The 16,659-nt window shown below is 67.3% G+C and carries 16 protein-coding genes; 3 read left to right on the top strand and 13 right to left on the bottom strand.

The window, feature by feature from the left end:
* Positions 1 to 183 precede the first annotated feature (183 nt).
* Positions 184 to 1,929 carry a cyclic peptide export ABC transporter gene (locus CFB82_RS09025; protein ID WP_089483939.1) on the top strand — a complete coding sequence of 582 codons (1,746 nt, stop codon included), beginning with the start codon at positions 184 to 186 and terminating at the stop codon, positions 1,927 to 1,929.
* A gap of 198 nt (positions 1,930 to 2,127) precedes the next feature.
* Here CFB82_RS09025 and CFB82_RS09020 read toward each other — a convergent pair whose 3' ends face one another.
* From CFB82_RS09020 to CFB82_RS08990, 7 genes are all read right to left on the bottom strand, one after another.
* Positions 2,128 to 3,150, bottom strand: a complete 1,023-nt coding sequence (locus CFB82_RS09020; protein WP_069247927.1) for an ABC transporter substrate-binding protein — start codon at positions 3,148 to 3,150, stop codon at positions 2,128 to 2,130.
* The gene (gene fhuF, locus CFB82_RS09015; RefSeq protein WP_069247926.1) at positions 3,147 to 3,950 is read right to left on the bottom strand and encodes a siderophore-iron reductase FhuF; all 804 of its coding nucleotides are present in this window, start codon (positions 3,948 to 3,950) and stop codon (positions 3,147 to 3,149) included. The genes CFB82_RS09020 and fhuF overlap by 4 nt, the downstream gene beginning before the upstream one ends.
* Entirely contained in the window at positions 3,947 to 6,037 is a 2,091-nt protein-coding gene (gene fhuB, locus CFB82_RS09010; protein WP_069247925.1) for a Fe(3+)-hydroxamate ABC transporter permease FhuB, read from the bottom strand. Before fhuB ends, fhuF begins: the two co-directional genes overlap by 4 nt.
* The gene (locus tag CFB82_RS09005) at positions 6,034 to 6,882 is read right to left on the bottom strand and encodes an ABC transporter ATP-binding protein (protein ID WP_069247924.1); all 849 of its coding nucleotides are present in this window, start codon (positions 6,880 to 6,882) and stop codon (positions 6,034 to 6,036) included. Before CFB82_RS09005 ends, fhuB begins: the two co-directional genes overlap by 4 nt.
* The gene (locus CFB82_RS09000) at positions 6,882 to 7,889 is read right to left on the bottom strand and encodes a TauD/TfdA family dioxygenase (protein ID WP_069247923.1); all 1,008 of its coding nucleotides are present in this window, start codon (positions 7,887 to 7,889) and stop codon (positions 6,882 to 6,884) included. The genes CFB82_RS09005 and CFB82_RS09000 overlap by 1 nt, the downstream gene beginning before the upstream one ends.
* Positions 7,890 to 7,933: 44 nt before the next feature.
* Positions 7,934 to 8,176 (bottom strand): MbtH family protein, encoded by a 243-nt coding sequence (locus tag CFB82_RS08995; protein WP_011351933.1) that lies wholly within the window; start codon positions 8,174 to 8,176, stop codon positions 7,934 to 7,936.
* Between the two features lie 86 nt (positions 8,177 to 8,262).
* Entirely contained in the window at positions 8,263 to 8,919 is a 657-nt protein-coding gene (locus CFB82_RS08990; RefSeq protein ID WP_069247922.1) for an RNA polymerase factor sigma-70, read from the bottom strand.
* Positions 8,920 to 9,234: 315 nt separating this feature from the next.
* Here CFB82_RS08990 and CFB82_RS08985 point away from each other — a divergent pair, with 315 nt between their 5' ends.
* Complete coding sequence (locus CFB82_RS08985; RefSeq protein ID WP_069247921.1) at positions 9,235 to 9,474, top strand: hypothetical protein; 240 nt, start codon at positions 9,235 to 9,237, stop codon at positions 9,472 to 9,474.
* 46 nt (positions 9,475 to 9,520) lie between these two features.
* The gene (locus tag CFB82_RS43165; RefSeq protein WP_163008971.1) at positions 9,521 to 9,658 is read left to right on the top strand and encodes an HHHH-motif protein; all 138 of its coding nucleotides are present in this window, start codon (positions 9,521 to 9,523) and stop codon (positions 9,656 to 9,658) included.
* 65 nt (positions 9,659 to 9,723) lie between these two features.
* Here the strand turns inward: CFB82_RS43165 and CFB82_RS08980 are convergent, their stop codons facing one another.
* From CFB82_RS08980 to CFB82_RS42025, 6 genes are all read right to left on the bottom strand, one after another.
* Positions 9,724 to 11,064, bottom strand: coding sequence for a calcium-binding protein (locus CFB82_RS08980; protein WP_069247920.1), 1,341 nt, complete (start codon positions 11,062 to 11,064; stop codon positions 9,724 to 9,726).
* Between the two features lie 85 nt (positions 11,065 to 11,149).
* Positions 11,150 to 12,175, bottom strand: a complete 1,026-nt coding sequence (locus CFB82_RS08975) for a fimbrial protein (RefSeq protein ID WP_069247919.1) — start codon at positions 12,173 to 12,175, stop codon at positions 11,150 to 11,152.
* Positions 12,172 to 12,918: a fimbrial biogenesis chaperone gene (locus tag CFB82_RS08970; protein WP_069249290.1), complete on the bottom strand. Its 747-nt coding sequence runs from the start codon at positions 12,916 to 12,918 to the stop codon at positions 12,172 to 12,174. The genes CFB82_RS08975 and CFB82_RS08970 overlap by 4 nt, the downstream gene beginning before the upstream one ends.
* 16 nt (positions 12,919 to 12,934) lie before the next feature.
* Positions 12,935 to 15,388 carry a fimbria/pilus outer membrane usher protein gene (locus CFB82_RS08965; RefSeq protein ID WP_069247918.1) on the bottom strand — a complete coding sequence of 818 codons (2,454 nt, stop codon included), beginning with the start codon at positions 15,386 to 15,388 and terminating at the stop codon, positions 12,935 to 12,937.
* Between the two features lie 118 nt (positions 15,389 to 15,506).
* Positions 15,507 to 16,019, bottom strand: coding sequence for a fimbrial protein (locus CFB82_RS08960; RefSeq protein ID WP_069247917.1), 513 nt, complete (start codon positions 16,017 to 16,019; stop codon positions 15,507 to 15,509).
* Positions 16,020 to 16,223: 204 nt separating this feature from the next.
* Positions 16,224 to 16,442, bottom strand: coding sequence for a hypothetical protein (locus tag CFB82_RS42025; RefSeq protein ID WP_143750888.1), 219 nt, complete (start codon positions 16,440 to 16,442; stop codon positions 16,224 to 16,226).
* Positions 16,443 to 16,659: the final 217 nt, after the last annotated feature.

Here is a 16,659-nt window from a genome sequence, read left to right as displayed (position 1 = left end):
TTTTTTACCGTTTTGTGCGCAAAGCGCGTGCGGACGCTTTTTTTGAACGCGCCGCTAAATATTTGCGCGGCCCGTTCGTCTATCAGGGAGGAAAGCCGGAACGGGGCCCGCCTCGCCCGCCGCTTTCGCGCCCGTTTTGCCGTTTCCGCGTTTTCGCTTGCCTTCCCATTACCGACGTTGCCGATGACAGCCGCCCACGAGCCTTCTTCCCCGCCGTCCCTCGACGCTTCCCCCGGCCGCCCCGCGGCGCGCCTGATCCTTGCGCTGTTGCGCGAAAGCCGTGTGTCGCTCGCGCTGGCGCTCACTGCATGTGTGCTGAACGGCGTCGCGAGCGTGCTGCTCGTCGCGACGCTGAACCGCGCGCTCTCGCAGCCGGGCGCGGCCGATGCGTCGCTCGCGTGGCGCTTCGCGCTGTGCGCGGTGATCGCACTCGTCACGCGGATCGTGTCGGGCACGCTGTTTGCCCGCCTGTCGCAGGACACGATGGCGCGGCTGCGCGTGCATCTCGCGCGGCGCGTCGGCGCGGCCGAACTGCGCGACATCGAGCGGATCGGCGCGGCGCCCGTGCAGTCGGTGCTGACCGACGACGCCACCAACGTGTCGATGCTGTTCTTCGCGCTGCCGAACCTGGTCATGCACGGCTCGATCGTGTTCGGCTGCCTCGGCTACCTCGCGTGGCTGTCGTGGCCGGTGTGCCTGCTCGCGCTGGCCGCGATCCTCGCCGGCTCGCTCGGCTATCACACCGGCGACCGCCGCGCGATCGCGTCGCTCGAAGCGGCCGGCCAGGCGCAGGACCGGCTGTTCGGCTATCTCGGCTCGCTGTTTTCCGGCGCGAAGGAACTGAAGCTGCACGATGAACGCGCCCGCCAGTTCGTCGACGGCCAGCTCGGCGCCGCGATCGGCGAAGTGCGCGACCACCGCCGCCGCGCGTTCAGCGCGTATGCGGTCGGGGTCGGCTGGATCATCTTCCTGTTCTATGTGTTCCTCGGCATCGCGTCGTTCTGGCCGCAGCTCGGCGTGCATGCCGATCCGGCCGCGGCCGCCGGCTACGTCGTCGTGTTCCTGTTCATGCTCGTGCCGCTCGACGGGCTGCTGAACAACCTGCCGACCGTCAACGCGGCCCGCGTGTCGCTCACGCGGATCGAAGGCGTGATGGCCGAATTCGGCGCGCTGCGCACGGTGCCGCCGGCAGCCGACGCACCCGACGTGCCGCCGGCCGGCGCCGTCACGCTGCGCGGCGTCACGCATGCGTACTTCCACGAGCGCGACGAACGGATGTTCAGCATCGGGCCGATCGATTTGACGATCCAGCCGGGCGAGCTGGTGTTCATCGTCGGCGGCAACGGCAGCGGCAAGACGACGCTCGCGAAGGTGCTGACGGGCCTCTACGAGCCCGAGGAAGGCACGATCGAGGTCGACGGCCGCCCGATCGGCTGGCGCGAGCGCGCCGCGTACCGGCAACGCTTCAGCGCGGTGTTCAACGATTTCCACCTGTTCGATGCGCTGCTCGGCATCGTCGATCCCGACGATCCGTCCCGCGCGCAGGCCGATGCGCGCGCGAACGCGCTCGTCGCGAAGCTCGCGCTCGATCACAAGGTGAAAGTGGTGGACGGCGCGTTCTCGACCCGCGCGCTGTCGACCGGGCAGCGCAAGCGGCTCGCGCTCGTCGTCGCGTACCTGGAGGACCGGCCGTTCTACCTGTTCGACGAATGGGCGGCCGACCAGGACCCGTCGTTCAAGGCCGTGTTCTACGAGCAACTGCTGCCCGAGCTGCGTGCGCGCGGCAAGGCCGTAATCGTGATCACGCACGACGACCGCTACTTCGATCTCGCCGACCGCCTGTTGAAGCTCGACAACGGGCGCATCGTCAGCGATACGACGCCGGCGCGGTCGCGCGCGCAGGACGGTGTCGATGCGCTGAGCGCGTAACAGGCAGTGGATGAAAAAATCGCCGACGCACTGCAATGGCAGTGCGTCGGCGATTTTCGTTTCAGAAGGAAGTATGACGGGCGCGTGGCGCGTTCATGTAGCGGCTCGCTCGGATCACCAAGCGTCAGGCCGACCGCAGCGCCCTGCCCGTCGAAGTCGAAGCGACGTCATCCGCCGATCGACCGCCGCGCACTCCGCTCAACGCACGGCCGGCAGCTTCAGCATCGTATCGGTCATCACGTCGGCCAGCTTCAGTGCCGACATCGGCCCGCCGAACCCCCAGATATTGCGTTCGATCAGCGCGATCCGGTGTTCCTTCATCGCGGGCACGAAGCGCCACACCGGCGAATCGAGTTTCGCGGATAGCGGCACGTCCATTCCCGATGCAGTCACGAACAGTACGGCCAGCTCGCGCTGCCTGAGCAAGTCGGCCGACGTCACGTACAGCGTGCCTTCCCGCGTCGGCTTCTTCGGCCACGGATCGAGCCCGAGCGCCCGCGCGAGACCCGCCGACGTGCTGTTGCCCGTATAGGCCCAGTAACGGTCGGGCAAGCCGAGATCCTGCAGCAGCGCGACGCGCTCGCCCTTGCGGCCCGCGGCCGCGAGCCGCGCCGCATTGCGCGCGATGCCCGCATCGAGCTGCGCCTCGACCGCCTGCGCGCGCGCGTCGCGCCCCGTCACCGCACCGATCGTCCGGAAGATCCGCCGCATCCAGTCGAGCTGCGTGACCGGCACGCCGCCGTCCGACACGTTCGGGCTGAATTGAAACAGGATCGTCGGTGCGATCCGGTCGAGCGCGTCGAAGATCGGCGCATGGCGGAAACCGACTCCGATGATCAGGTCGGGCTTGACCGCCGCAATTGCTTCGAGGCCCGGCTCCTGGCGCGAACCGACATCGGTCACGTTCGCGAGCCGGTCGCTTCGATAGCCGAGCCAGCCCGGATAGAACGCGGTATCGGCCATCCCGACCGGCACGATGTCGAGCGCGATCACGCTTTCCGCGAACATGAAGTCGAGCGCGACCACGCGTTGCGGGCGCACCGGCATCGTTGCACTCGCCTGCGACACGACAGGATTGCCGGCCAGCGACACCGTCCCTTGCGCGCGGTGGGCATCGAGCGTCGCGGCAACGGCGCCGGACGAAGCGGAAAGCGCGCCGCAGCACGCGGCGCCGAGCGCCGCGAGTGCGCCGAGCGCGTGCCGGCGGCCGGCATCCATCACCGGATCGCGTCCTGTTCGGCCAGCGCCGCGTCGTCCATCGTCAGTAGCAGGGGGCAGCTTCCACACAGTTGCGTTTCTCCAGGAATTTCATAGCGCAGGCAGCACACGCGGCGCGCACGAAACGGCGTCGGCAGCAGCATCGAGCGCGGCACGGCATCGCGCACGGGGACGCGCAGCGGATTCGGCTCGCCATGCACGCAGCGCGAACCGAACAGCCAGTCCGCATCGCGGACGGGATCGGCCGCGCATGGCAGCGAACGATACGTATCGAGCAGATAGTCGAGCAGGTTGCCCGCGTTGCTCCACAGCACGCGCGGCGTGACGCGACCCATCGCCGCGAGCAGGTCGATCACCGCGCCGAGATGCGCGACGAGCCCCGCATAGCGGGGCGCCGGGTCGTCGCACGGTACGCCGAGCGCATCGTGCGGGAAGTACAGCGCGGCGGGCATCCCGTCGTCGAGCGCGACGAACGTGCGCTCGGGCGACATGTCGAGCGGCCGGCCGAGCGTCAGCGCCGCAACGACGCCGGCCGGCGCCGCCCGGCCGAAATAGTATTTGCTCCATTGCGACATCAGCGCGCGCGCATGCTGCGCCGGATCGCCGCCGTAATGGCCGACCATCGCGTCGAGCACGATGTCGCGATGCGCGGGCAACGCGCTGACGGGTACGACGATGCGGCCCGGCGCATCGTGAGCGTCGTCCGGCATCCCGAGCCAGACGACGTCGAGGTGTTCGGCGAACGGTTCGGGCGCGAACGTCGAAAAACGCGTGGCGCGCGCGCCGTCGAGCGCGGGCGTCATCGCCCTGCGCGCCGGGCGCGGCGCCCCTCGAGGATCAGCAGCCCGAGCAGGTACGGCGCACCGACCAGCGCGGTCAGCACGCCGGCCGGCACTTCGCGCGGCGCGACGACCGTACGCGCCGCGAGATCCGCCACGCCAAGGATCAGCGCACCGCAAGCGGCCGCGAGCCACAGCCGCGTCCGGTGCCGGCGCGCGCCGAGCATCGTCGCGACGTGCGGCGCCATCAACCCGATGAAGCCGACCGGCCCGACCGCCGCGACGGCCGCGCACGCGGCGAGCGTCGCGATCGTCAGCGCGAGCGGCCGCAGCGCGGCCACCGGCAGGCCGAGCGCGGCGGCCTGGTCCTCGCCGAGCGCGAGCATGTCGAGCGGTTTCGCGAGCCATGCGAACACGGGCACCGCGAGCACGCACCACGGCAGCAGCATCGACACCTCGCCCCAGCTCCGGCCATAGGTACCGCCGACGAGCCACACGACGAAGCGCGCGGGCTGCACGCTTTCCTGCGTGATCAGCCATTGCGCGAGCGTGGTCCACAGCGCGCCGATCACGATACCCGTCAGCGCCACCGCGAGCGGCGCATAGCGATGCCGGTGATTCAGCGCGAGCGTGATCGCGAGCGACAGCCCGCCACCGATCAGCGCGGCCGCCGCGAGCGTCACATGACCCATCAGCGGCCACGTCGACAACGCGAACAGCGTGACGAGCCCCGCGCCTTGCGTGACGCCGAGCACTTCGGGGCCCGCGAGCGGATTGCGCACGACGCTTTGCATCGCGACGCCACTCACCGCCAGCAACGCGCCGGCAAGCAGCGCACACAACAGGCGCGGCATGCGCAGGTCGATCAGCATCCGCGCGAGCGCATCGTGGCCGGACAGCGCATCGGACCAGCGCGCGATCGACAGCCACTCGGGGCCGGCCGACACGCCGACGAACACGATCAGCGCGCCTGCCACGACGAACAGCGCCGTGCGCAGCGGCCAGCCGAGCCGTTCGAGCCAGCCGACGAGCCGCGTCGAGCCGCCGCCCGACGCGCGTTCGGCATCCGCGTGCAGCACGCCAGACCACGCGGCGCCGCGCCGGATCATCGCGAGCATCAGCGGCGTGCCGACCAGCGCGATCGCGACGCCGGTCGACAGCGTGGCGTCGAGACCCGACGCGAGCACCGCACTGTCGGTGATGAGCACGAGCGCACCGCCCGCGAGCGCCGACAGCGGCACCAGCACGCCGAGCCGAGCCGCACGCGCGCCGCGCACCTGGCGCAGCAGGTTCGGCGCGACGAGGCCGACATACGACAGCGGGCCCGCAATACTGACCGCCACGCTCGTGAACGCGACCGCGACGATCGTCGCGGCGAGCCGCGTCGCATCGACACGCACGCCGGCCGCGGCGGCCGCATCGTCGCCGAGCGTGAGCGGATTGAGCGGCCGGATCACGAACGGCAACGCGACGAGCGGCACGACGAGCCAGCGCGCGGCGAGCGCGAGGCCCGTCGCGCCCGGCTGGTAGAGGCTGCCGTTGGTCCACAGCGCGGCGCCCGCGATGTTCTGCTCGAAGAACGCGAGCACGAGCGTCGACAGTGCCGCGAACAGCAGCATGCACACGCTGCCCGCGAGCACGAGCCGCAACGGCGTCGCGCGCCAGCCGCCGGCCGCGACGATCGCGCAGGCGGCCGCGGCCAGCCCGCAGACGAACAGCAGCGGCACCGACGCAACGCCGGCCAGCGCCGGTACAAGCATCGCCGCGAGCAAGCCGAGCTGGGCGCCGCCCGTCACGCCGAGCAGGTCGGGCGACGCGAGCGGATTGCGCGTGAGCGACTGGAACAGCGCGCCCGCGATGCCGAGGCAGCCGCCCGCGACGAGCGCGGCCGCGACGCGCGGCAGGTTGAGGTCGAACAGGAACACGTGCGCGAGCGCGGCGGCATCGCTGCCGGGCAAGGCGCCCCACCACACGCGCAGATCGGGCGCGACGCGCAGCGCCGCGAGTGCCGCGATCAGCGCGACGAGGCCGAGCGCGATCGCGCCCGCCCGGCCCGACGCCATGCCCTTCCCCGCCGCCGCGAGGCGCTTGCGCATCGCGAACGTCGTCATACGGCGAGATCCCGGTCGAAAGCGCCCACCGCCTGCGGCGCGCCGTCGGTCGTCGGCCCGTAGGCCGGCACGCACATCGGCGCGCCCGTCTGCGGATGCGAAAGCTTCAGCATCTCGACGCCGAACGCCGCGCGCAGCCGCGCCGGATCGAGCATCGCATCGGGCGTGCCCTGCGCGACGAGGCGGCCCGCGCGCATCAGCACGATCTCGTCGCTGTACGCGGCCGCCTGGTTCAGGTCGTGCAGCACCCACACGATCGTCAGCCCGCGCGTGCGGTTCAGCGTGCGCAGCGCATCGAGGATGTCGAGCTGGTGATGGATGTCGAGGTAGGTCGTCGGTTCGTCGAGCAGCACGATCGGCGCCTGCTGCGCGAGCGCCATCGCGATCCATGCGCGCTGGCGCTCGCCGCCCGACAGCGCACCGACGTCGCGGTCCGCATCGTCGGCGAGGCCGCTCGTCTCGAGCGCCTCGTCGATCGCCGCATGGTCGGCCCGCGACAGGCCGCGCAGGAAGCCGCCGTACGCATAGCGCCCGTACGCGACGAGCTCGCGCACCGTGAGGCCCGATGGAATCTGGTTGAACTGCGCGAGCATCGTCAGCTCGCGCGCGAGTGCGCGGCGGCGAAACGCCGCGAGCGGCTGGCCGTTGACTTCGACATGGCCGGCACGCGCGGGCTGCAGGCCCGCGAGCGTGCGCAGCAGCGTGCTCTTGCCGCAGCCGTTCGGTCCGCACAGCGCGGTTACGCGGCCGGCCGCGATCGACAGGTCCAGCCCGTCGATCACGACATGGTCGCGATACCCTACCGACAGCCCGCGCGCGGCAAGCGCGGCGGTACTACGCGTCATCAATCCTCCGTTCGGTCGCGCGGGACCGTATAACTCTGCGCCATCGCGACGACGACCTTGCGCGGCCCCTCGAACGGGTCGCGCGCATGCGCGGTCAGCATGTTGTCGAGCATCAGCACGTCGCCCGTGCGCCACGGGAACACGATGCGCTGCTGGTCGAGCACGCCGCGGATCTGCGCGAGCGCGTCGGCTTCGAGCGGTTCGCCGTCGCCGTAATACACGTTGCGCGGCACGTTCTCGAGCCCGACCGCGTCGACGAGCGCTTCCTGCATGTCGTCGTCGAGCGCCGACAGGTGAAACAGGTTCGCCTGGTTGAACCACACGCGGTCCCCCGTGCGCGGATGCCGCGCGACGGCCTGGCAGCGTTCGCGCGTGCGCAGCAGCAGCTCGCCGTCATCGTCGGTGCGCCATGCGCATTCGATGCCGCGCGCCGCGCACATCCGTTCTACCTCGGCCGGCTCGTCCGTGCCGAACGACTGCTGCCACGGCAGGTCGAGCCCCTGCCCGAAATTGCGCACGTACAGCAGCTCGCGCTTCTCGAAACGCGCAATCAACGCCGGATCGAGCGCGCGATAGACGGCGCGGCTGTCCGCGATCGGCGTCGCCCCGCCCTTCGGCGCGGCGAGCGCGCAGTGGAACCAGATCCGCAGCGGCCATTCGCGCGTATACGACTGCTCGTTGTGCAGCGGAATCGCGCGGTGCGGCGGATATTCGGTCGACGTGTAGACCGCGCCTTCGACCTGGCTGCGCGGCGTCGATGCGTATTCATAGCCGATCAGCGGATCGCCAAACGACGCCGCGAATTGCTGGAATGCGTCGATCGACGGCACGTGAAAACCCGTGAACAGCACGCCGCCCGCCCGTTCGAGCGTGTCGGCCGCGATCTCGCGCGCCATCGGCGCGACGTCGTCGATCGACATGCCGTCGCTGCCGCGCGGCGACACGACGGTGGGCAGCCCCGGCTCGATACGCAGGTCGTCGAGCGTCGGCAACGAAAGCAGGGTCATGCAACGTCCTCTTCAGGTGGTGCGCCGAACCTCGGCGCAGCAGGTCACGACGCGCGCGATGCGCGCTCGCCGTCCATCGCGCGGCGCAGGCTCGCGGGGCGCATGTCGGTCCAGACGGTCTCGATGTGCGCGAGACAGTCGGCTTTCGGGCCGCTCACGCCGATCTCGCGCCAGCCGGCCGGCACGGGCCGGAACGTCGGCCAGATCGAATACTGTTCTTCGTCGTTGATGACGACCGTATAGACGAGGTCATCGGTGTCGGCGGAAGGCGTCGTGGCTTGCGTCATGATCGGGAATCGCTGAGGCGGTTGAAGGTGGCGAAGCGGCGGTTTCGGCCGCTCCTGTCTGATAGACGTTTGGCCGGCGCGGTTTTTTACCGGCGCCGTGCGCGGCCGCCCAGGAACACCGGGCACGCGACGCCGCGATGGCACGCGTCGAGGCATTCCGCGCAGTGGCGTTCCGCGTCGCGCACCATGAAATGCACGAGCGTCTGCGACACGTTGAGCGCGCGCGCCGCGGTCTGCAGCGTCTCCTCGCGCAGCCGCACCATCTCGAACGCCGCACGGCTGCGCGCCGGCAGGTCGTCGAGCGCCGCCCACACGCGCCGCAGCGTGTCGCGCGTCAGCAGCGCGGCTTCCGGCGTCGGCTCGGGCGACGGCACGTCGAAGCCGTCGTCCTCTTCCGTGTGATAGACGTTCTCGAGGCTTTGCCGGCGGCACGCGTCGATCGACGCATTGCGCACCATCCGCGTCACGTACGCGACCGGCTGGCGCACCGCGTCCTGGTTCGGGAATTCGACGAGCTTCACGAACACGTCGTGCACGACGTCCTCGGCGCGGCTCGCGCAGCCGACGAAGCCGCGCGCGACATTGACGAGCATCGTGCGATGCGAGATCAGCACGTCCAGCAACGCGCCCTGCGCACGGGGCTCCGCGGTGCGGCGCGCACGCGGCGGCCGGTCGGGATAACTGCCGAGGAACGGGTTCGCCGCTGCCGCCACCGGTCGGTCGAGCACTTCCGCCATCGCCATCGATCTGCTCCGTCAAATTCCGAGATAGCGCAATTTAACGTAAACGCAAATCATTCTCAATTCGATTACGAGATAACCCTTTCGGTTGTCAGGATTTGTCTGAACAATCGATGGAATCGTTGCTCGGGCAGATGGGACGTATGCAGTCGGTCGTGGCAGCGGCGACCGATGCGTCTGCCCGGCGGATACGGCTGCCGCTTGCTGTCAAGATTCTGACGAAATGCCTGCGGGTGTCATGTGCGGTAGCAACTTCTTACCACGTGAAATTTTGAGGGCCCGTACGATCGACGTGCCGTTTCCCCAAGGGAGAACAACATGAAATCCATCGTGTTATCCGCCGTCATGATTGGCGCGCTGTCGAGCGTGATGCTCACCGGCTGCGTCGCCTATCCTGGCCCGGCCGAAGTCACGATCGGCTGGCATGGCGATCGTTACTGGGACGGAAATCGCTACTGGGAGCGCCGCGACTGGGAGGCTCAGCATCGCGGCGGGCATGACGACCGCCACGACGATCGCCGGGACGACCGCCGCGACGATCAGCGGCCGCAGTGGTAATGCGCTGCCGCTCCCGTGACCCGCTATTCAACGACAGGACCTCAATATGAAGACGCTACTCAAGACCCTGACCGTCGCGGCGCTCGCCGCCGCCGTACTCGTGCCGGCGATCGCCGAAGCCCATCCGCACCGCGTGTGTCACTTCGAGCATCACCATCACAAGGTTTGCCGCTGGGTGCGGTAAACGACACAAGGCGCCGGGGAACCGGCGCCTTGCTTCATCGCTTTACCTGCATGCGACCGTGATCGCTAGCGTGCGGCCGGTAGCAGCCGGCATTGCACCAGCCGCGCCGGAGTGACCGGCATGCGGCAGACGTCTCGCCGGATCGCTGCGTTCGGCTTTGCCGCCAGCATGCGTGACATCGCCTTCGGCTGCGACGCCTGTACCCGCGATGCGTCCGCACCCGGGCTCGCCGGCCGCAATGCACGCAGCGTCGCCGCATCGATGTGCACTTGCCAGAATTGCGGCCTCCCGTCGGGGTCGTCTTCGCGATAGCCCTGCCCCGTGATGGTCTGCCCGTCGGGGCTCACGCCGATCACGTGGGTCAGGTTCAGCGTGCCGGCCGACAGGCCGGCCGCTTCGAGCAACGCAACGAGGCTGCGCATGCCGCTTTGCGGCGTCCACACGAAGACGCGCGCGACACCGGTCTGCCCGTTGCTCGATTCGCCGATGACGACCCGCCCGTCCGTGCTGATCGATGACGCGTAGCTGCTGTCATCGCCGTCGAGAAAACCGAGCCGCTGGATGCTGTCGCCGCCGTTCGTCCACAGCACGGCTTCCGAATCGAGCCGTTGTCCATCCGGCGTGTCCACGAGGGTGCCGAGCGAGCCGGCGATCGTCCGTTCGTCTTCGGTCACGCCACGGGCCATATCCATTCTGGCCACGCCCGCGTTGATCGTCGGCAACAGTCGTTCGCCGGTTCGTTCTGTCCAAAGGAGCGCGCGCGAACCATACACGCCGTCGACATTGCCGGCGAACCCGGTTGCCGCATTCCCGGACGAGGTCATCGACAGGAGGTGCACGGCATAGTCGCCGCCCGGCGGCAGCTCGCGGAAACCCCTCGGCTGGTCCCACATGAACCGTGCATTCCGGCCACCTGTCGCCGTGAAACTGCCCGTCATCCTCGTGCCGGCGAGGTTCGCAACTTCGACCCATGCACCCCAGCCCGCCGTATCCGGAACGAGTTTCTGTGTGCGACCGTCGCCGGGCCATCGCACCGCCCATCGATCGAGGTTGCTGCTGTCCGCCTGGCGCGCGCTGATCGAACCGCCGATCACCCGCCCATCGGCCGACACCGTCTGTGCCATCGAATCGTAAGCGTTTGCCGGCGCGGCCAGCCTCTGCCAGCCCGTCGCGGCCGACCAAGAAAAGGCCATCGAGTTGCCGGGCTGCGCTGCACTCCAGTAGGAACCGATGATCGTCTTGCCGTCCGCGCTGACGGCATTGCCGTTGTACTGCACGCCGCGCGGCCCGCCCAGGTCTCCAATCACCGTCAGCGAATAACCGCCGGCCGATACCGTCTGCGCGTGAACCGCGCTCATTGCCGACACGGCCAGCACGGCCGCGACGACACTGCGTCTCGGATGCATCCCCCTTCTCCTCCGTCCGTACATCAATGAAAATTCAGTGCGGGCAGCATGTTGCGCGGCGCACGCCGCTCATGCTGCACCACGCTCAATACAGGAAAATCCGGATCGTGGCGGCGGCGTCAAACGGCCCGATCTTCGGTGGTCCGAACGACTTGAGCACCGCATCGAGCATCACGGTCTGATTCGCGACGTTGGCCGCAAACTGCGTGAGCGTGAACTGCTTGTTGAATTCGATCGCCTTGCCCTGACTATCCTCGAGGCCGATCCCGAAATTGCTGTTCGCCGCCGGTACCAGCAAACCGTTCTGCACGGTGCCCTTGGTCGCCTCGAAATAGCCGTCGACGCGAATCGGGATACTGCATTTCTTCGACAGCGACAGCGAGAACCGCCGGCGCGGCACGGCAGGCAGGAAGCCGTTGCCGGTGGTCTGCACCTGACCGAAATTGACGATGCCGGGCTCGGGCGTCACCAGCACGTCGACGAGGCAGGGTGTCGGCTTCAGACGCGACAACCCGCTCAACCGGTACTGGAAACTCGATCGAGCCGCATTGAGCCCGCCTCTGCCGTCGAACTGGAAGACCGCATAGATATCGTTCGGCGGCTGCATCCATTGACCCTTCTTGCGCACCACCACCTGATAGGTAATGCTGAGCGGCACCTTCTCGCAGCGCCCCAATGCAAAGTCCCGGGGCGAGCACGGCCCCACGGTGGTGGTGGTTTCCACGCGCGCGCCCGGCCCGCTACCCAGGCCGAAATAGTCCCGGCCACCATAGCGAATGCCGATTTCCAGTCCCCATGCGGCGGGATCCTGCATTCTCGGGTTCGCGTAGAAGTAAACCTTCTCGGAAAAGGCCAGTGCGTCCCCGCCGTAGTCCTTGTAGCAGTACCCCGTCGTCGTGCGCGGCGGCGATACCCAGATCACGTACCCGTCCTGCGCGTCCGTCGGATACGATGCGACGCCGCCGATCGGCTCAGTAAGCGAATCCGCGCCGCCGTCGCTCAGGCAGCGCAGCGCCCATGCCGGCTGCACCACCGCGATCAGCATCGCGAGCACGACCCAGCGCAGCCATGCCGCGAGCGGCGACAGGCGTTGTCTTGCGCCCCCGCTCATTTCTTCACGCTCTTGCAAGCACCTGCCTCACACGCATACTCGACCGCCACCTGGCCGCCGTAGTCGTCCACATGCGTGACGAACAGCGTCGACGGCGTCGCGGCCTTGAACGGCACGTCGGACGTGCTCATCGGGCTCACCATCACCGGCTCCAGCGGCACGGGCGTCTTCTGCGCCCCCGAAGCCAGGTTGACGATCGTGATGTGATACGGCGTCGGGTTGTCGAACGCGAGCGTGTGCGCGGCCGAATCGACCCGCAACGTCATCGGCAGCGTCCAGTCCTCGTCGCGCGCCGGCTGTACGGCCTTCGGGCGATAGAACAGCTTCATCTGCGTATGCAGCGCGATCTGCAGCGTGTTCGGCGTATCCGTCTTCGGCGGCACTTCGCGGATGTTCAGGTAGAACACCGATTCGCGATCGGCCGGCAGCCCGGTGCCCGGCAGCTTCGCGATCCGCAGCACGTTGCGCTCGTTCGCCTCGACGCGCTGCAGCGGCGGCACGACCATCAGCGGCGACGTGATCTTGTTGCCCTTCGCGTCCTCGAGCCACGACTGCACGAGATACGGGTACGTCGTGCTCTTGTTGGTGATCGTGACGATCGCGGCCTGTTCGCCTTCGTTGAAGATCACGCGCGTGCGATCGGGCACGATCGCCGCCTGCGCGGCGCCTGCGAACAGCGCGCCGGCGGTCGCGAGCACGCACCATGCGCGCCGCGGAAAGGAAAGGGAGAAGGAATTTTTCATCGCGGGATCCGTGAATTCATCGTTCGACCCGTGCGGCCGCTGCATGCGACTCGCCGGGCGTCTGGCACGTCACCGGAATCGGCGTGCCTTCGAGTTGGAGCTGGCTCGGCAGCGTGTCGATCGTGCAGAGCGTGCGTTCGCCCGCCCGCACCGCCAGCGTGGATTTCGGCTGAACCTGGGTCAGGAACGCCGCACCGCCCTCGCCGACGATGCCGAGTTCCTTGCCGTTCGCCACGTCCTGCACCGATGCACCGAACGGCAGCGGCTTGCCGGCCGCGTCGGTCAGCGTCAGGTACAGGTTGCTGCCGCGCGCGGCGGAAAACTTCACGAAGCCGATCGCGCCGTCGGTCAGCACCATGCGCTGGATCGGGTTCGTCACCTGCACTTCGAGCGGCAGCTTCTCAACGTTGACGGTCGCGTCGTACACGTTGTACGGCGAGATGCCGTCGAGCACCGCATAGCCGCGCGAATCGGTATGCGAGAGCGTGCCGGACAGCGGCACGTCGGGCACGCCGTCGGTCGACACCAGCAGGCGCGTGTCGCCCGAATTGCCGTTCGCGTGCGCCGACACACCGTATTGCGTCGCGACGAACGAACCGTCGACTTCGAGCGATGCCGCCGCATACGCATTGGCCAGCGTCGACGCCTGCGCGGTCAGCTGATACGCGGACGAGCGCTGGCGGTAGCTCGCGTTCGCCGACGCACGCCCGTCGGTCGCGCCCGCGTTGACCTGGTAGGTCCGGCCATTCGGATCGTCGTAGATGTAGCCCGCGTTCACGCTCGTGCTGCCGCTGCCCGTCGTCAGGTTCGACGTGACGGTGTGGCGGCCGCCGATCGGCAACGTCGCGGTGACCGAGACCTGGTTGCCGCTTGCACCGGCGCTCTGCGTACGAAAAGCCGACACGCTCACGTTCAGGTTGCGCAGCGTGCCGATCGAGAACGCCCGCGTCAGCGTGAGGCCGACGCGCTGCTCGTTCGCACGTTCCCAGTAGGTCGTCTGGTCGTAGGAAAAATAAGTCGACGTGTCGCCGAAACGCTTCGACAGCGTCGCGGAGTAGCGTTGCTTGCTGTTGGCGAGGCCGTACGCGGTCGGGTCGCCCGAGAACTGCGCGAAGTTCGTGTATTCGCGTTCGGAGAAGCGATAGCCGAAGAAACGCACGTCGGCATCGAGCCCGTCGAAGTGCTTCGAATAGTTGATGCGGTACGAGTTGCCGTTGCGGGTCGCGCCGTTCCACCACAGCTTCGCCCGCGCATGCGTGACGTCGGCCGACAGCGCGCCGAACGCGCCGAAATCGCGGCCCACGCCGAGCGCGATCGACGTGTAGCCCGACGCGGCGATGAAACCGCCATACGCCGTGACGTCGAACGGCAGGCCATAGGCGATTTCACCGAAGCCGAAGAACGGCGTGATGCCGGCGCCGCCGAACAGCCGCGGCTTGCCGACGGCGGCCTTGTAGCGCAACTGCCCGGCGCGCGCGAGGAACGGCACGGCGGCCGTCGTCACCTGGAAGCGCTGCACGCTGCCGTCCTCTTCCTCGACCGCGACGTCGAGCGTGCCCTGCACGCTCGTATTGATGTTCTGCAGCGCGAAGGCGCCCGGCGACACGCGCGTCACGTACAACACGCGGCCTGCCTGCGACACGGTCACGGTCGCGTTGGTGCGCGCGACGCCCGAGATCAGCGGCGCATAGCCGCGCAACGACGGCGGCAGCATGCGGTCGTCGCTTCGGATCGACGCGCCCGTCAGCGCGAACGTGTCGAAGATGTCCGAGGTGAGGTAGTCGTCGCCGAACGTCACCGTCGACTGGATCGACGGCAGCGCGCGAAATGCGTAAAGCCGGCTGAAGCGGAACGTGCGGTCCGCGTAGGCCGTATTGCCCACGTTCGATTGCGCCTGGTAGTCGCCGCGAAAGCGCCATGCATCCCAGTTCGCGCCAACCGTCCCGTAGGCCTGGATCGAATTCGTCTGGCTGCCGCCCGTCCCGAAGTTGCGGTTCGTGTTCGCGATCACGCGATAGTCGAGCATCGCACCCGGAATCCCTTCGGACCAGCGCGACGGCGGCAGGTAGGTCGAATCGGTGAACTCGAGCGCGGCCTGCGGAATCGTGATCTTGAGCCGCCCGTCGCTTTTGAGGTAGCGCACGGTCGCGCCCTCGATCGCGCCGAGGTCGACGCAACGTCCGCCCTGGAAGCGCGGCAGGTCCTTCAGGAGCGACGGCTTCAGTCCGAACTGCGCGACGAGTTCCGGCGGCAGGCACGGCTTGCCCGCCCCCGATGTGTCGACGGCGATGAATTCGATCGCCTGCAGCCCGTAGAACAGGTCGTTGACCTGCACGTCGAGCATGTACTCGCCCGGCAGCGTGAAGTCCGCCTGCGAGAACTGCGACAGATCGACGTTGTTCGAGCCGTCGATGTTCAGGAACGACGAATTGAATTCCGTCGCATGGCTCTGGCTGCCGACAACCAGCACGGAGACGCAAAGGAAGGAATGTCTGATTCGCACGCGGTGCTACCGGAAGTCCAGGGAGGGAGAAAAGGAGGAAAAACGAACGAGGAAGGGTGCGCGCACCCTTCCCCGGTACGGCGACTTACTGGTAGCGGACGGTGAAGTTCGCGACACCCTCGGCGGTACCCGGCGTCACGCCGGCTGCGGTCGCTTCGTACATGGCTGCGAAGCGTGCGATGTTCGTGCCGTTCTGCAGCACGGTCGGTGCCTTCTGCTCGGCGCCGTTGTCGAGGTATTCGCCCGATGCTGCCTGCAGGCGGATGCCGACGTTGGTTGCCGAACCGATCGTCGCGAGCAGCTTCGGCTGGCCTGCGCTCGACGTGCCCGTGAACGTGAAGTACGCGTTCTGCGCGACGCTCGTGTCGCAGTCGGTCAGCTTGATGTCGAAGTTGGTCGGCGTGGACTTGTCGCCGGCCTGCTTGAACACGTTCGTCGGCACCTTGCCGAGGTTCACGGTCTGGTTGACCGAACCCGAATCGATGCCGCATGCGCCCGCGACGATCTCGCCCGTGAAGTTGATCGTGCCGGTGCCCGCTGCGAAGGCCGAGGTCGACAGGGCCGCGAGTGCGACAGCGGTCAGGAGGGATTTTTTCATGACGTTACCCGTAAGGAGTACAAATGGAGTAGATGACGTGGCGGACACAAACGGCAGCGTGTGGTGGCTCCCGTCCGTCACGAGGCCGCATTATCGAGATAATCGTGAAAGTTTTCTGTAAATCATTGTCAAATGCTTCTGACAATGTTCGATTTAGCCCTCTAAATCCACACTATTTCTCGTCAATTTCCAATCCCGTGATTTTTATCCGCAGTCCTTTTTTATTCGACGGAAGCAATTGAAGATTAAAGAAATTTTCGATAGATAGTCGCCGCCGCCCCGCTCTTCCTTGCTGGCATTAGCTCTGGTGAAATCATCCACGAAAAGGACAAAACATTGTCCAGAGCCGCCATCGTTGTCCGGCAGCAACGCCGATATCAAATCATTTTCAACAAACAGGAAATTAAAGATCGATTCAATCAATATAATTTTTTCGCGCAAACGATTGCGCAATGAGTACAAACGTTTTACTGCGACACTTTGCCGCCCTCATTATTTCCAATAAATGATTAATTCGATCGTCAATTCCGGATCGTAAATCGCACGCATGAGCGGTCGCCGGAACTCGACATCCGGACCACATCGCATGGGAGAAGGAAGGAGAAATGTCCCGCACACGTTTGCGCGAAATGGCAACACG

Origin of the sequence: Burkholderia sp. HI2714 (genome assembly GCF_002223085.1) — a bacterium.
Taxonomy (GTDB): Bacteria; Pseudomonadota; Gammaproteobacteria; order Burkholderiales; family Burkholderiaceae; genus Burkholderia; species Burkholderia lata_D.
This window is presented reverse-complemented; position numbering and strand designations above follow the sequence as displayed.

Excerpts from the sequence above, each read along its gene's own strand:
- CFB82_RS08980 (WP_069247920.1), bottom strand. The coding sequence starts at position 11,064 with ATGCATCCGAGACGCAGTGTCGTCGCGGCCGTGCTGGCCGTGTCGGCA.
- CFB82_RS09025 (WP_089483939.1), top strand. The coding sequence starts at position 184 with ATGACAGCCGCCCACGAGCCTTCTTCCCCGCCGTCCCTCGACGCTTCC.
- CFB82_RS08975 (WP_069247919.1), bottom strand. The coding sequence starts at position 12,175 with ATGAGCGGGGGCGCAAGACAACGCCTGTCGCCGCTCGCGGCATGGCTG.
- CFB82_RS08995 (WP_011351933.1), bottom strand. The coding sequence starts at position 8,176 with ATGACGCAAGCCACGACGCCTTCCGCCGACACCGATGACCTCGTCTAT.
- CFB82_RS08985 (WP_069247921.1), top strand. The coding sequence starts at position 9,235 with ATGAAATCCATCGTGTTATCCGCCGTCATGATTGGCGCGCTGTCGAGC.
- CFB82_RS08960 (WP_069247917.1), bottom strand. The coding sequence starts at position 16,019 with ATGAAAAAATCCCTCCTGACCGCTGTCGCACTCGCGGCCCTGTCGACC.
- CFB82_RS09005 (WP_069247924.1), bottom strand. The coding sequence starts at position 6,882 with ATGACGCGTAGTACCGCCGCGCTTGCCGCGCGCGGGCTGTCGGTAGGG.
- CFB82_RS09000 (WP_069247923.1), bottom strand. The coding sequence starts at position 7,889 with ATGACCCTGCTTTCGTTGCCGACGCTCGACGACCTGCGTATCGAGCCG.
- CFB82_RS43165 (WP_163008971.1), top strand. The coding sequence starts at position 9,521 with ATGAAGACGCTACTCAAGACCCTGACCGTCGCGGCGCTCGCCGCCGCC.
- fhuF (WP_069247926.1), bottom strand. The coding sequence starts at position 3,950 with ATGACGCCCGCGCTCGACGGCGCGCGCGCCACGCGTTTTTCGACGTTC.
- CFB82_RS08990 (WP_069247922.1), bottom strand. The coding sequence starts at position 8,919 with ATGGCGATGGCGGAAGTGCTCGACCGACCGGTGGCGGCAGCGGCGAAC.
- CFB82_RS08970 (WP_069249290.1), bottom strand. The coding sequence starts at position 12,918 with ATGAAAAATTCCTTCTCCCTTTCCTTTCCGCGGCGCGCATGGTGCGTG.
- fhuB (WP_069247925.1), bottom strand. The coding sequence starts at position 6,037 with ATGACGACGTTCGCGATGCGCAAGCGCCTCGCGGCGGCGGGGAAGGGC.